General features: G+C 73.1%; 13 protein-coding genes. 7 read left to right on the top strand and 6 right to left on the bottom strand.

Annotated elements, in window-relative coordinates; all coding sequences use genetic code 11:
- Nucleotides 1–16: 16 nt before the first annotated feature.
- Nucleotides 17–1,423 (bottom strand): GH39 family glycosyl hydrolase, encoded by a 1,407-nt coding sequence (locus ACSU6L_RS29805; RefSeq protein ID WP_437061749.1) that lies wholly within the window; start codon nt 1,421–1,423, stop codon nt 17–19.
- A 175-nt stretch (nt 1,424–1,598) separates the two neighbouring features.
- Here ACSU6L_RS29805 and ACSU6L_RS29800 point away from each other — a divergent pair, with 175 nt between their 5' ends.
- Both ACSU6L_RS29800 and ACSU6L_RS29795 read left to right on the top strand, forming a co-directional pair.
- Nucleotides 1,599–2,693, top strand: coding sequence for a DUF5925 domain-containing protein (locus tag ACSU6L_RS29800; protein ID WP_437061747.1), 1,095 nt, complete (start codon nt 1,599–1,601; stop codon nt 2,691–2,693).
- A 36-nt stretch (nt 2,694–2,729) separates the two neighbouring features.
- Complete coding sequence (locus ACSU6L_RS29795; RefSeq protein ID WP_437061745.1) at nt 2,730–3,512, top strand: DUF72 domain-containing protein; 783 nt, start codon at nt 2,730–2,732, stop codon at nt 3,510–3,512.
- Nucleotides 3,513–3,516: 4 nt separating this feature from the next.
- On the opposite strand, the gene ACSU6L_RS29790 is transcribed toward ACSU6L_RS29795, so the two are convergent.
- Nucleotides 3,517–3,888, bottom strand: coding sequence for a GntR family transcriptional regulator (locus ACSU6L_RS29790; RefSeq protein WP_437061743.1), 372 nt, complete (start codon nt 3,886–3,888; stop codon nt 3,517–3,519).
- A 71-nt stretch (nt 3,889–3,959) separates the two neighbouring features.
- On the opposite strand from ACSU6L_RS29790, the gene ACSU6L_RS29785 reads away from it, so the two are divergent.
- The 3 genes from ACSU6L_RS29785 (at nt 3,960) to ACSU6L_RS29775 (ending at nt 5,683) form a co-directional block, all read left to right on the top strand.
- Nucleotides 3,960–4,892, top strand: coding sequence for an N-acetyltransferase family protein (locus tag ACSU6L_RS29785; RefSeq protein WP_437061741.1), 933 nt, complete (start codon nt 3,960–3,962; stop codon nt 4,890–4,892).
- Entirely contained in the window at nt 4,873–5,373 is a 501-nt protein-coding gene (locus ACSU6L_RS29780; protein WP_437061739.1) for a DUF402 domain-containing protein, read from the top strand. The genes ACSU6L_RS29785 and ACSU6L_RS29780 overlap by 20 nt, the downstream gene beginning before the upstream one ends.
- Nucleotides 5,374–5,548: 175 nt before the next feature.
- A complete protein-coding gene (locus ACSU6L_RS29775) occupies nt 5,549–5,683 on the top strand; it encodes a hypothetical protein (RefSeq protein ID WP_437061737.1) in 135 nt (44 codons plus the stop codon).
- Nucleotides 5,684–5,709: 26 nt separating this feature from the next.
- Here ACSU6L_RS29775 and ACSU6L_RS29770 read toward each other — a convergent pair whose 3' ends face one another.
- Nucleotides 5,710–6,165, bottom strand: coding sequence for a GNAT family N-acetyltransferase (locus tag ACSU6L_RS29770; protein ID WP_437061735.1), 456 nt, complete (start codon nt 6,163–6,165; stop codon nt 5,710–5,712).
- Between the two features lie 187 nt (nt 6,166–6,352).
- On the opposite strand from ACSU6L_RS29770, the gene ACSU6L_RS29765 reads away from it, so the two are divergent.
- A complete protein-coding gene (locus ACSU6L_RS29765) occupies nt 6,353–7,405 on the top strand; it encodes a lytic polysaccharide monooxygenase (RefSeq protein ID WP_437061733.1) in 1,053 nt (350 codons plus the stop codon).
- A gap of 59 nt (nt 7,406–7,464) precedes the next feature.
- On the opposite strand, the gene ACSU6L_RS29760 is transcribed toward ACSU6L_RS29765, so the two are convergent.
- From ACSU6L_RS29760 to ACSU6L_RS29750, 3 genes are all read right to left on the bottom strand, one after another.
- A complete protein-coding gene (locus tag ACSU6L_RS29760) occupies nt 7,465–8,325 on the bottom strand; it encodes an esterase/lipase family protein (RefSeq protein ID WP_437061731.1) in 861 nt (286 codons plus the stop codon).
- Nucleotides 8,326–8,512: 187 nt separating this feature from the next.
- Nucleotides 8,513–9,481: a DNA polymerase Y family protein gene (locus tag ACSU6L_RS29755; protein WP_437061729.1), complete on the bottom strand. Its 969-nt coding sequence runs from the start codon at nt 9,479–9,481 to the stop codon at nt 8,513–8,515.
- Nucleotides 9,478–13,020, bottom strand: a complete 3,543-nt coding sequence (locus ACSU6L_RS29750; RefSeq protein WP_437065117.1) for a DNA polymerase III subunit alpha — start codon at nt 13,018–13,020, stop codon at nt 9,478–9,480. The genes ACSU6L_RS29755 and ACSU6L_RS29750 overlap by 4 nt, the downstream gene beginning before the upstream one ends.
- Before the next feature lie 141 nt (nt 13,021–13,161).
- Between ACSU6L_RS29750 and ACSU6L_RS29745 the strand changes: the two genes are divergently transcribed.
- Entirely contained in the window at nt 13,162–14,196 is a 1,035-nt protein-coding gene (locus ACSU6L_RS29745) for a DUF3533 domain-containing protein (protein ID WP_437061727.1), read from the top strand.
- The last annotated feature ends 10 nt before the right edge of the window (nt 14,197–14,206 follow it).

Below are 14,206 nucleotides of genomic sequence, written 5' to 3'. Positions count from 1 at the left end.
CCGGTGGCCGGTCCCGCTAGCGGGTCAGCCACTTCACCTCGTAGGCCTGGAGGTCGACGGTCCGCCCGTCGACCTTCGTGCTGATCGCCCGGTCGCGGGTGTTGACGACGAGGACCGTCCGGTCGGTGGCGAGGGCGCGGACCCGGCGGTCGACGGTCAGATCGTCGTAGGCCGTGCCCGGCGGGAACGCTGCGGCGAACCGGGAGACGAGGTCGTGCATGGGCAGCTCGCCGCCGCCGCTCGCGGTGCCGGTCGGGGTCCACAGGCAGCCGGGGCACTCGGGGCCCCGCTCCGCCTCCGGGTTCCAGTAGAAGCCGGAGGAGGCACCGCCCCGTACCATGGCGATCATCCCGGCGGCCTGGACGGCGACCCGGCGGGTCTCGGACCAGCCGTGGCGGTCGTCGTTGCCGTCGGCGGGCTCGACGTAGTACTCCGCCCACCACAGCGGCAGTTCGCCGCCGGTGCGTCCGCGCACCCACTCCCCCACCGCGGTGAACTTGTCGGTGGCGGTGAACTCGTCGGGCAGCAGCTCGTCGTCCCGGGTGTAGCTGGAACCGTCCACGACGACGAAATCGGCGCCCGCCTTGTGCCGGTTCCAGTAGTCGAAGGCGTCCAGGACCCGCTGGTCCACGGCCCCCCAGGGACCCCTGAGGCCGGTCGAGGCGTGCTGCTGGCGGGGATCGAGGCTGTCCATGACCAGGTAGGGGCCGCCGACCATGATGTCCTCGTCGACGGCCTTCAGCGCCTTGTACACGAGGTTGTACATCCGGGTGTAGCCCTCGTGGTCCCAGCGGTGCTCGGCGTCGTTCCAGAAGCCCTTGAACTCGTTCCAGACGATGAAGTGCCGTACGTCGGGGTAGCGCTTGGCGACGGTCGCGGCGAGCGCCGCGAAGTCGTCGTAGTGCCCGGGCTCGGGCGCCGTCTCCAGGGCGGCCTGGCTCCAGTCGGTCCGGTCCGCGCCGGCCTCGCCGCCCTTCATCCAGTCCGGGGCGCAGCACAGGGTGATCACCGGGGTGGCGCCGGAGGCCCGCATGAAGTCGACCCGCAGGTCCAGCGCGTCGAAGTCGTAACGCCCCTTCACCGGCTCGGGGTTGTCGGCACCCCAGCCCATGATGTGCTGGTTCTGCGGCAGCCCGGCGTCCCGGAGCCGTTCCTCGACCCGGGCGACCGCCTCGGGGCTGCCCTCGTCGGCGCTGAACTGGGTGTGCGTGAAACCCCAGCCGACGTCCGGTCCGTACCGCTGTGGCGGGGTGACGGGCGTGCCGTGCACCTTGTCGCCGTCGGGCGAGGTGCCCTCGGTGCTCGCGCCGCCGGGCAGCGTGCCGAACAGGGTCACCAGCAGGGCCGCGACGGCCACCGACACGCCGAGCAACGCGGTGAGCCGCCACCGCCGTGCCCCCGAATCCCACCCATGACGTCCCATCGAGGGCAACAGTAGCGGCGGGGGCGGGCGTCGGGGCAGATGTCGTGAAGAAGCAACCAAGGAGCGACGAAGGGCGCGGACGGGACACAGCGGGGCGAGCGGCACGGAAGGCGACACTCCGCGCGCACCTCGGAAACCGGGTGCACGAGACGCCCCGGTGCCCGATCATGGCGGCATGTCCGCGAACCCACACGACGCACTGCCGATCCGGCTCAACGTCGACGACAGCGACTCGCCCTCCGACGTCGTCGACGCGCTGTTCCTCGGCCGCTTCGCGACGGGCGAGCAGCCCTTCTCGCACGCCGCGAACATCGACCGCGTCCGCTCCGGGGCGACCCTGCTGCCGCCGGACGCGCGCGTGCTGCGGGTGGCCCGCGACGACGACCGCAGCGCCACCCTCGCCGAGGGCGACGGCTGGACGCTGCTGGTGTCCCGCTGGAACCGGGGCGCCGACGTCACCGTGACGGCGACCACCGCCGACCTCGCGGCGCAGGTGCTGAGCGCGGCGACGGACGGCGCGGCGGACGAGCCGGAACCGCAGCCGGAGAACGTCACGATGGGCTTCTGGTACGTCTCCCCGAGGCGCGGCCCGCACCGCACCACCCGGCAGATCTCGGCGGGCACCTGGGACGAGGTGCGGCCCAACTACACGGCGCCGGTCGCGGAGGCTATGGACCGGCTGATGAAGACCACCCCCGAGGACATCGCGGGCCGGCTGCTCCTGCTGCACGGCCCGCCCGGCACCGGCAAGACCTCGGCGCTGCGCACCCTGGCCCGCTCCTGGCGGGACTGGTGCCAGGTGGACTGCGTGCTGGACCCGGAGCGGCTGTTCTCCGACGTCGGCTATCTGATGGACATCGCGATCGGCGAGGAGGACGCGGCGGGCAAGGGCCGCTGGCGGCTGCTGCTCCTGGAGGACTGCGACGAACTGATCCGCGGGGAGGCGAAGCACACCGCCGGGCAGGCGCTGTCCCGGCTGCTCAACCTCACCGACGGGCTGCTCGGCCAGGGCCGCAACGTGCTGGTCGGCGTCACCACCAACGAGGACCTGGAGCGCCTGCACCCGGCCGTGGTGCGTCCCGGCCGCTGTCTGGCCCGGATCGAGGTGGGGGCGCTGACCCGGGCCGAGGCGGTGAGCTGGCTGGGCACGGACGAGGGCGTCGGCCGGGACGGCGCGACGCTGGCCGAGTTGTACGCGCTGCGCCGGGGCACGTCCCCGACGGCGCTGCCGGAGCCGCGGGGCGGGGTGGAGGCGGGGATGTACCTGTGAGTGCTGCGGCTGCCCGTGTAGTGCTTTGATGGGGATATGCCTCTGTATGTCGGCACGTCGGGGTGGCAGTACAAGGACTGGAAGGGCCTGCTGTACCCGTCCGACGTGCCCACCCGCCTGTGGCTGGAGGAGTACACACGGCACTTCGCCACCGTCGAGATCAACAACGCCTTCTACCGGCTGCCGACGCGGGAGACCTTCGAGGCGTGGCGGGAGCGCGTGCCGCCGGACTTCGTGGTCGCGGTCAAGGCCAGCCGGTATCTGACCCACATCAAGCGTCTGAAGGACCCCGAGGAGCCGGTGGAGCGGCTGATGACCCACGCGGCGGGTCTCGCCGATCGGCTGGGCCCCGTCCTGCTCCAGCTGCCGCCGACGCTGAAGGCCGACGCGGGCCTGCTGGACGCGTGCCTGCGCCGGTTCCCGGCGTCGACCAGGGTCGCCGTCGAGCCACGGCACGAGTCGTGGTGGACGCCCGAGGTCCGCGCGGTGCTGGAGTCCCGCGCCGCCGCCCTGTGCTGGGCGGACGTCCTCTCCCGCCCGGTCACCCCGCTGTGGCGCACCGCGGACTGGGGTTACGTCCGCTTCCACCAGGGCCGCGCCCGGCCGTGGCCGCGCTACGGCCGGCAGGCCCTGGAGACCTGGCTGCGGCGTGTCGCGAAAGCGTTCGACGACAGCCGGGACGTGTACACGTACTTCAACAACGACCCTGGCGGGGCGGCGGTGGCGGACGCGATGGCCTTCGGAAGGCTGGCGGCGTCCAGGGGCCGCACGGTGACGCGGACACCGGCCGCGCTGTCGGCGACCCGGGTCCACCGGTAGGTTCCTACGCCTCGTACGCGGCCCGCAGTGCGTCCCGTACGGCGTCCAGCGCGCCCTCCTGGGGAACGCCCAGGCGCCGGGCCCGCTCCGCGTACGCCCGGGCCGCCGACGCCAGCTCCCGCTCCGCCGCCGGGCCGGCCGCGGCGACGAACGTCCCGTTGCGGCCACGGGTCTCGATCACCCCGTCCGTCTCCAGCGCCCGGTACGCCTTGGCGACCGTGTTCGCCGCGAGGCCCAGCGACTCCGCGAGCCCGCGCACCGTCGGCAGCCGGTAGCCCACCGGCAGCTCCCCCGACCGCGCCTGCGCGGAGATCTGCACCCGCACCTGCTCGTACGGCGGTACGCCGCTGTCATCGATGTCGATCTTCAACGTCACGGGGCGATTGTCCCGCAGCCCCCGGAAAATGGGAGGCATCCGGCCTTGATCCCCGCGTAGCGTGCGGCCGCATGACCGTCATCGTGCGCGATCTCCGCCCCGAGGTCCGAGCCGACGCCGAGGCTTTCATCCGGGTCAGGCACCGGGCGCTGCCCTACCTGCTGAGCACCCCGGAGTCCGTGCTGCACCATCTGGCCCACACCCACCCCGACGCCCGCTTCCGGCAGTTCGTCGCCGAGCGGGACGGCGAGGTCATCGGCACGGCCGAGGCCGGCCTCGCCCATGACAGCCCGGAGCCGGGGCAGGGGTGTCTCAACGTGTACGTCGACCCGGAGCGGACCGGGCACGGAGCGGGCTCGCTGCTGGTGCGCATCGCCGAGGAATACCTGGCGGGGGTGGGCGCGACCCGGCTGTTCTCCTGGGTGCTGGACGACCCCGCGAACCGCGGCTTCGCCGAGCGGCACGGCTACCGGGCCAGCCGCTCCGCGCACTTCCTCCGCCTGGACCTGGCCGGCGGCACCCTGCCGCCGCCGCAGGGCCCGCCCCCGGGAGTGGAACTGCGGACCGGCGCGGACTACGCGGACGACCCGCGGCCCGTGTTCGAGCTGGACGCGGCGGCCACCGCGGACGAACCGGGCGACATCACGGCGGAGTTCACCGACTTCGAGGCCTGGGTCGAGGAGACCTGGAACCACCCGCTGCTCGACCTGGAGCTGACCTCGGTCGCGGTCGTCGACGGTCGTCCGGCCGCCTTCAGCGCGGCCTACACGGACCCGGCCCGGCGCCGCTACGCCTCGGCGATGACCGGCACCGCCGCCGCCTTCCGCGGCCGCGGCCTGGCCAAGCTCGCGAAGAACGACTCGCTGCACCGGGCGCGGGCCGCGGGTTACACGGAGGCGATCACCGGGAACGACGCGGGGAACGAGCCGATGCTCGCGATCAACCAATGGTTCGGGTACGAGATCTGCGCCACGGAGGTGCGTTATGTCCGCGAACTCGGCTGACACCGGAAGCCAGGTCGAGGTGGTCCTGGTCAAGGCGGGCCGTACGAAGATCCGTTACGGGGCGCGGCTGCTCGGTGACGACGGCGTCCGGATCGCGGTCCGGGCCCCCTGGGCGGGTGCCGGGGTCCGTGACTTCGGCTTCGTGCGGTTCGAGCCGGGGGACGTGTTCACCGAGTACTACTGGCGGGACCGCTGGTACTCCGTGAAGGAGGTCCGCGCGGCCTCGGGCGCGCTGAAGGGCTGGTACTGCGACATCACCCGGCCGGCGGTCCGGTCCGGCGCCGAGGTGGTGGTCGAGGACCTGGACCTGGACCTGTGGCGTTCCGCCGACGGTGCCGAGGTGCTCCGGCTGGACGAGGACGAGTTCGCCGAGAGCGGCCTCGCGGAGCGGGACCCGCACGCCGCCGCGGCGGCCGTTGCGGCCCTGGACGAGCTGGAGACCCTGGCCCGTAAGGAGGGCTTCGACGCGCTCCTGGCGTGACAGCCCGCTGTCACCCGATCACGGTGGTTTACAGACACCGTCGGGGTGACACCCGCCACGGACAACCGAATCGTGACTGCCGCCACAGACAAATCGGGCGGCGATGAGGAAGTCTCGCCGAACGGGTCCACCCCCGTGAGAACGCGGAACCCGGTGGACCCACGAGGAGGCAGCAATGCGCCGTGTGACCGTGCAGAAGCCCCTGAAGAAGAGCGACGCCCGCCGGGTGCGTGAGGAGACCGACGAGCGCCCCGCCGGCCGCCCCGAGGTGCGCAAGGACATCGCCCGCACGTGGTGGCCGGACTGCTGACCCCTGGCCGGCCGGCCCGCGGCCCCTCAGGGCCGGTTCAGGAGCTTGCGGTAGTGGACGCGGTCGTAGGGCCCGTCCACGCGCCGTTCCACGACCTCGTATCCGTACCTCGGGTAGATCTTCTGGTTCTCCCACATCATCGCGTTCGTGTAGAGCCTGATCTCGGGCAGACCCAGCGCGCGTGCGCGCGCGTCGACGAACCGCAGCAGCCGCCGCCCCACGCCCCCGCCATGGGCGTCGGGGTGCACGGCGATGCTGTCCAGGAAGAGATGGTCCTCGTACGCGTCCAGGACGACGAGGCCGGTCACCGGGTCCCCGGTGACGAACACCCGCCCCGCGGCGACGTCCGCCGCGTGGTCCGCCTCCATGGGCTGCGGCACCACGCCGATCCGCGCGACGTAGGGGTGGTACGCCGCGGCGGTCACGGACTTCACGGACGGTACGTCGGCGGCGACGGCCGGCCGGATCTCCTCGTCGTTCATGCCCCGAACGGTAACTACCTCAGCGCAGTCTGAGCACTCCCTTAACGGGACCATAAGGATCTCCGTCCGCCGTCCTGGGCAGCCGATTTCGCGGTTTCCTCGGGCTAGCTTCTGATCACCCCCACGGGATCACACCCGGGTTCACACGGGATCAGAACCGCCCGCAACCGCGTCTAGGAGTTCCCCCATGCCCGCACGCCGCCGCAAGGCCGCCGCCACCGTCGCCGCCCTCGGCCTCGGCCCGCTCGCCCTGACCGCTCTGTCCGCGGCACCCGCGTCCGCGCACGGTTCGATGGGCGACCCGGTCAGCCGGGTCTCGCAGTGCTACGCCGAGGGCCCGGAGAGCCCGTCCTCCAACGCGTGCAAGGCGGCGGTCGCGGCGGGCGGCACCCAGGCGCTGTACGACTGGAACGGCATCCGCATCGGCGACGCCGCCGGGCAGCACCAGGCGCGGATCCCGGACGGCAAGCTGTGCAGCGCGAACAACGAGGAGTTCAAGGGCCTCGACCTGGCCCGCGCCGACTGGCCCGCGACCAGCGTGCGCAGCGGCTCGTACACCTTCAGGTACCGCGTGACCGCCCCGCACAAGGGCACCTTCAAGGTGTATCTGACGAAGCCGGGTTACGACCCCTCCAAGCCGCTCGCCTGGGACGACCTGGATCTGGCCGATCCCGTGGCCACCGTCACCGACCCGGCCGCGTCGGGCGGGTTCTACACGTTCTCCGGCACCCTTCCGGAGCGCACCGGCAAGCACGTGCTGTACGCGGTCTGGCAGCGGTCGGACAGCCCGGAGGCGTTCTACTCCTGCTCCGACGTCACCTTCGGCGGTGACTCCCCTGCCTCGTCGACCGCTCCGTCCGCCCCCGCCCCGTCCGCCTCGGCTCCCTCCCAGGAGCAGATCGAGGAGGGTGCCGACAAGTCGACCGTCGAGAACCACGGTCACGGCGACGACGACCCGCACACGACGGCGGAGCCGGCCGCGGCAAAGGCCCAGGAGAGCGACACGACGGCCGGCGAGGGCGCCGACGCGGAGAGTGGCGCGGAGGGTGACGCGGAAGGCGCTTCGGAGGCCAACCAGCCCAAGGCGGCGGGTGCTTCGCAGAAGCTCGCGGAGACCGGCGGCGACAGCAGCACCCCGTACATCGCGGTCGGCGGCGCGGCGGCGCTGGCCCTCGGCGCGGCCGCTCTGTTCGCCTCGGTGCGCCGCAAGGCGGTGACCGGCGGCCGGCACGGCCGCTGAGGCGACCGGGACTTCCGGGGTCCGGACGGCGGCTCAGGCCGGCCGGACCCCGGCGGCGCTCAGCTGAAGGCGGAGGCGCAGGTGGTGGGCTTGGCGTGGGCCGGGTCGAGGGCGTTGGCCACCTCGTGGAAGGCGATCCGGTCGAACAGCCCGATCGCCAGGTGCTCGGAGAGGTCGACCGGGCAGAGGTCCTGGAGCAGCACGTTGCGTACGTCCGGCCCTTCCAGGTACCCGCTCCGGTAGGGCGTGACGACCTGGTCGTACTTGGTCGCGAGGACGGTGTAGCGGACGCCGGGCACGGTGTCGCCGCCCTCGTTCAGCTTGGTGAGGAAGTCGGAGCCGGTGATCTGGTCGGCGAGTCCGGGGGTGGCGGTGGAGAGCAGGTCCTCGGCGCCGGGGAAGTACGGCAGCAGCTTGGTGAGTCCGCTGAGGGTGGTGCCGTGGTTGTCGGGGGCGATGCCGATGAGGGCGTTCACTTCGGCCGCTCCGCCGAGGAACTTGAGGTAGTGACGGGGCATCATGCCGCCCTGGGAGTGGCCGACGAGGTCGGTCTCGGCGGCGCCGGTCGCGTCGAGCACTTTGTCGATGAACGCGTCCAGTTGTTCCGCCGACTTGTCGATGGGGCCGAGCCCGTGGAAGAACGGGACGCCGGGGAGCTGGCCGTAGTCGAGGGAGAAGACGCAGTAGCCGCGCTTCACCAGATACGGGGCGAGGCCCAGCCAGTTGTCGACCGAGTTGCCGAGGGTGCCGTGGACCAGCACGACGGGGCGGGGGTGGGAGGCGGAGGGCTTGCACGACCAGTTGTTCCAGCCGCTGCTGGGGGCGTCGGACGCTTGGGCGGTGGCGGCGGGGACCAGGGTCGCCGTGGCAACCAGCAGCAAAGCAGCCACGGATCTGCGTATTCGGTTCCAGGGCAGCATCGAGTGATCTCCTGACGGCTCGTGGGGAAGGAGTTACGACTGCCTTACGCCCTGTGATCCGGATCACGGGATGCTGTTCACATGTCAAGTTACGGGTGAGTAGCCTCAGCGGGAAGTTACGCGACAGTAAAAACTGGCGGCGCTAGTTGATCGTGAGCCCGACGCGTCCCGCCCGGCCCGGCTCGGGTTACGCCGCCAGTCTCCCCGGCATCACCGCCCGCGGCCCGAACTTCGCCCGCGCGCGGTCGGCGACCTCCTCGATCCGGCGGACCCGCTCGTCCACGGGGTCGAAGGAGAGCTGGTGGGAGGCTTGTTCGGCGGGGGCCAGGCCCTCGGCACGCAGGGCGATCGCGCGGACCCGGGCGCGCTGCAGGCCGAGGGCGTCGTACATGCCGTACACCGCCTTGGCCAGCGCCGCCGAGTGGGCGGTCGGCTCGGTCAGGGTGCGGGAGCGGGTGGTCGCGGAGCGGTCGGCGTAGCGCACGGTCAGGGTGAGGGTGCGGCAGACCTTCTCCACGGCGCGCAGCCGGGCGCCGATCTCCTCGGCGGCCGAGAGCAGGGCGCGGCGGTGCCGTTCCGGGTCGAGTTCGTCGCGGTCGAAGGGGCGTTCCGTGGCCAGGGAGCGGGAGACGGCGTTGGGCACGACCCGGCCGCGGTCGATCCCGTTCGCCTTCTCGTGCAGGTCGCGGCCCGCCTTCGCGCCGACCAGGCGCTGGAGCGTGGACAGCGGCGCGGCGGCGACCCGGCCGAGGGTGTCGAGGCCGTACTCGCACAGGGTGCGGGCGGTCGCGGCGCCGACGCCGGGCAGGACGGCGACGGGCTTGTCGGCGAGGAACTCCGCCACGGCGTCCGCGGGGACCGCGCGGGTCACCCCGGGCCGGGCGTCGCGCAGCGCGATCCGGGCCAGCATCGGGCCCGGGCCGGCGCCGATCACGCAGTCGATCCCGTGGTGGGCGAGGGCGCGGACCCGGATCACCGAGGCCAGTTCGACGGCGTCACGTCCGAAGTAGCGTTCGGCGCCGCGCAGATCGGCGAGCGCCCCGTCCGGCGGCAGCGCCTCGACGACCGGCGTGAACTCCTCCAGCAGCCCGAGCAGCCCCGGCAGGGCCGCCTCGTACATCGGCGGCAGCTGGAAACGTACGCAGAGGATGGTCATCCCGCACTCCCCGGACTCTGGTGCCACAACTTCCTTGTTCGCGAAGGTTCTTGTCCCGCGGGCCGCAGATCGGCCCACGGGTGCATCTCGTACCCGGTGGGCATGTGGATCGTCCGGGACCGGTGGGTCTCCATACGGTCCCGGGCGGCGGAGCCGGCCGGGGCGGGCAGCCCGTCGGAACCGGCGAGCCGCCCGCGCGCGGGCCCTTGTCCGTCGTCGGGCGCGGGGGTGTCGGGCGCGGGGGTGCCGGGCGCGTCGGCGAGCCGGGCCGCGACCCCCTCCAGCCCTTCCTCCCGGCGCAGTTCGACCAGTTCGGCGAGGTTCCAGGCGGCGGAGCCCACCACGCTGAGGCTGCGCGGGCCGCGCCGCTGGACCACCCCGCGCACCAGCAGCAGCCAGGAGTGGAAGACGGTGTGGGCGCAGGCGTCGTGGGAGTCGTCGAAGAAGGCGAGGTCGACCAGGCCGGTGCCGTCGTCCAGGGTGGTGAAGATGACCCGTCTGCCGGACCGGACGGGCGGGGTCTGGGTGGCCGCCTTGGCTCCCGCGACCAGCACGGTCTCCCCGTGCCGGGCCTCGCGCAGCCGGCGTGCGCCGACCACGCCCAGTTCGCGCAGGAACGCGCGGTGGTCGTCCATCAGATTGCGTGAGGCGTCCATGGAGAGCACGCCGAGTTCGGCGCTGAGCCGTTCCTCCGCGGAGAGGTCGGGCAGCCCGGCGGAGGCGGTGCTGCGGCCGCCGGCCAGAGGGAGCTGTCCTCCGCCGCCGCCCATGCCGCGGGCGCCGCGGTGCAGTTCGGTCAGGTGCAGTTGCAGGTCGCGGCGGTTGGCGCCGAACGCGTCCAGCGCGCCGACCTGGGCGAGCCGGGCGGCCAGCGGGCGGCTGGGGCGGGCCCGTTCCCAGAAGTCGAGCAGGGAGGAGTACGGCTGTCCGCCCTCGATCCGCTTCGCCTCGGCCTCACTGATGTTGTGGACGTCGGAGAGGGCCAGCCGGAGCCCCCAGAGCCCTGGACGCGGACCCGATTCAGACACCAGTTCGATCCTGTGTGCGACCCCGGACTTGTTCACGTCCAACGGCAGGATCGGCACCCCGCGCCGCCGCGCGTCCGCCAGCAGCAGCCGCTTCGGATACATGCCGGGGTCGTGGGTGAGCAGCCCGGCGTAGAAGGCCGCCGGGTGATGCGCCTTCAGCCAGGCCGACTGGTACGTCGGCACGGCGAAGGCGACCGCGTGCGCCTTGCAGAAGCCGTAGCTGCCGAACGCCTCGACGATCTCCCAGGTGTGCTGGATCGTCTCCGCGTCGTAGCCGCGGGCCGCCGCGTGCTGGGCGAACCACACCCGTATCCGCCCCTGCGACTCCGGGTCGGACAGCCCGCGCCGCACCCGGTCCGCCTCCGCGCGCCCGCAGCCCGTCATGATGTCGACGATGTGGATGATCTGCTCGTGGAAGACGACGACCCCGTACGTCTCCTTCAGCGGTCCCTCCAGATCCGGGTGCGGATAGCGCACCGGCGCCCGCCCGTGCCGCGCCTCGATGAACGGCCGCACCATGTCGGCGGCGACCGGCCCCGGCCGGAAGAGGGAGATGTCGACGACCAGGTCGTGGAAGGTCGCCGGCTGGAGCCGGCCGACCAGGTCCCGCTGGCCCGGCGACTCGATCTGGAAGCAGCCCAGGGTCTCGGCGGAGCGGATGAGACGGTACGTCGCCGGATCGCCCGGCGGCACGGCGTCCAGGTCGACCTCGGCGCCCGTCGTCCGCTTCACCTCGGCGACCGCGTGAGCCATCGCCGACTGCATCCGCACCCCCAGCACGTCCAGCTTGAGCAGCCCCAGGTCCTCCACGTCGTCCTTGTCGAACTGCGCCATGGGGAAGCCCTCGCCGCTGGTGGGCATCACCGGCGTACGGGAGAGCAGGGAGGCGTCGGAGAGCAGGACGCCGCAGGGGTGCATGGCGACCCCGCGCGGCAGCGCGTCCAGCGCCTCGACCAGCTCCCACAGCGTGCCGTACCGCTCCTTCCGAGCCGCGAGCTCCTTCAGCTCGGGCAGCTCCTCCAGAGCCGCGCGGGCGTCGCGGGCGCGGATGTGCGGGAAGGACTTGGCGAGGCGGTCGATCTCGGCGGGGTCCAGGGACAGGGCCGCGCCGACGTCACGGATGGCGTGCCGCACCCGGTACGTCTCCGGCATCGCGACCGTCGCGACCCGCTCGGCGCCGAACCGGTCGATGATCGCCCGGTAGACCTCCAGGCGGCGCGCGGACTCCACGTCGATGTCGATGTCGGGCAGCACCAGCCGGCGCTTGGACAGGAAGCGTTCCATCAGCAGCCCGTGCTCCACCGGGTCGGCGTGCGCGATGCCGAGCAGATGGTTGACGAGGGAGCCCGCGCCGGAGCCGCGCGCGGCGACCCGGACGCCCATCCTCCGTACGTCGTCGATGACCTGGGCGACCGTCAGGAAGTAGGAGGCGAAGCCGTGGTGGGCGATGATGTCCAGTTCCTCGTGCATCCGCTCCCAGTAGGCGCGCCGGCCGGTGTAGCCGCGCAGCACCATGCCCGCCGCCGCCCGGGAGGCGAGCACCCGCTGGGCGGTACGGCGGTCCGCGCCGACCAGGTGCGGCTCCGGGAAGTGGACGGTGCCGATGCCGAGGTCGTCCTCGGGGTCGACCAGGCAGGCGGCGGCCGTCGCCTGGGTCTGCTCCAGCAGCCGGTGGGCGGTGTCCCGCCGGTAGCCCGCAGCCTGGACGATCCGCTCGGCGGCGTGCAGCATGGCGTCCGCGTCCTTGAGCCAGGCCTCACCGGAGTCCAGTTCCTTGGCGGGGTCGATCGGCACCAGGCGGCGGGCGGCGTCCAGGACGTCGGCGACCCGGCCCTGTCCGGGGTCGGCGTACCGCACGGCGTTGCCGAGCACCGGGCGGACGCCCTGCTCGGCGGCGAAGCCGACGGTACGGGCGGCCAGCCGCAGGGAGCCGGGCCCGGTGCCGGTGCGGCCGTGCCAGACGGCCTCCAGCCGCAGGGCGTCGCCGTAGACCTCCCGCCAGGGGGCGAGGAGCCGCGCGGCCCGGTCGGGGCGGCCCGCGGCGAGGGCCCGGCCGACGTCGGAGCCGGGACCGAGCAGCACGGTGAGGCCGTCACCGTGGTTGTCGGCCCAGGGCAGGGCGGGGATGTCCGGGCCGCCCCGGTGCGCCGCGGTGACGAGGCGGCACAGGTCGGCCCAGCCGCGGGCGCCGTCGCGGGCGAGGAAGGTGACGCGCGGGGTCGACTCGTCGATGAAGGCACCGCCGCGCACCGGGGTGCGACGCCGGCTCTCCGGCCGTACGGAGTCCGGCTCGGGCGCGGTCACCGCCAGGTCCGCGCCGAACAGCGGGCGGACGCCGGCGCGGGCGCAGGCCTTGGCGAAGCGGACCGTGCCGGCGAGGGTGTCGCGGTCGGTGAGGGCGAGGGCGTCCATGCCGCGCTCGGAGGCACGCTCGGCCAGCCGCTCCGGGTGCGAGGCGCCGTAGCGCACGGAGAACCCGGAGACGGTGTGCAGATGCGTGAAGCCCGGCATCCGCACCTCCCGCCATCCGCTATCGAACATCCGTTCCCAACCTGCTCACCACCACCATAGACCAAATCCCGAACATGTGTACGACAACCGTTCGGGCCCCTCCCACCTGCGGAAACGTCTGTCTCCCCGGACGGTGGGGACATGACACAGACCACGTTCCTCCGAGAGGTGAAGGACGCCGTCACCCCGCGGGCCACGCTGCTCGTCCTCGGCGTGATCGCCCTCCAGCTGCTGTTCATCACCTCGTACGTGGGAGCGCTGCACGACCCCCGGCTGAAGGACGTGCCCTTCGGGGTGGTCGCGCAGCCGGCCGCCGCCCAGCAGGCGGTGACCCGGCTGGAGCGGCTGCCCGGCGACCCGCTGGACCCGCGCGCGGTGGCCGACGCGGAGACCGCCCGCGAGCAGATCAGGAACCGGGACATCGACGGCGCCCTGGTCCTGAACCCGCACGGCACCACCGACACCCTCCTGGTCGCCTCCGGCGGCGGCACCGTCCTCGCCACCTCGCTGGCGACGCTGACCACCACCCTGGAGAAGGCCGAGGGGCGCACGGTGCGGACCGTGGACGTGGCCCCGGCCTCCCCCGACGACTTCGACGGGCTCTCGTCGTTCTACCTGGTCGTCGGCTGGTGCGTCGGCGGCTACCTGTGCGCCTCGATCCTCGCCATCAGCACCGGCGCCCGGCCCGCCAACCCGCGCCGCGCGGTGATCCGGCTCGCCGTGATGGCGGTGGTGGCGATCGTCGGCGGGCTCGGCGGCGCGGTCATCGTCGGACCGGTCCTGGGCGCCCTGCCCGGCGGCGTCGCGGCCCTGTGGGGGCTCGGCGCACTGGTCATCTTCGCCGTCGGCGCGGCGACCCTCGCCCTCCAAGGGCTCTTCGGGATCGTCGGCATCGGCCTCGCGATCCTGCTGGTGGTGGTCCTGGGCAACCCCAGCGCGGGCGGCGCCTTCCCGCTGCCGATGCTGCCACCGTTCTGGGAGGCGATCGGCCCGGCCCTGCCACCGGGCGCGGGCACCTGGGCCGCCCGCTCGATCGCCTACTTCGAGGGCAACGGCACCACCGGCGCCCTGCTGGTGCTGTCGGCATGGGCGGCGGCCGGCGTCGTGATCACCCTGGCGGCGGCGGCACTGCGCCGGAAACGCCGGGAGGAGCCCCTGCCGACGCAGGTGCCGTAGGCCCGCGCGG

Source organism: Streptomyces sp. enrichment culture, assembly GCF_964272855.1.
Lineage (GTDB): Bacteria > Actinomycetota > Actinomycetes > Streptomycetales > Streptomycetaceae > Streptomyces.
Note: the sequence above shows the minus strand (reverse complement) of the source record. Positions and strands in the feature narration are given on the sequence as shown.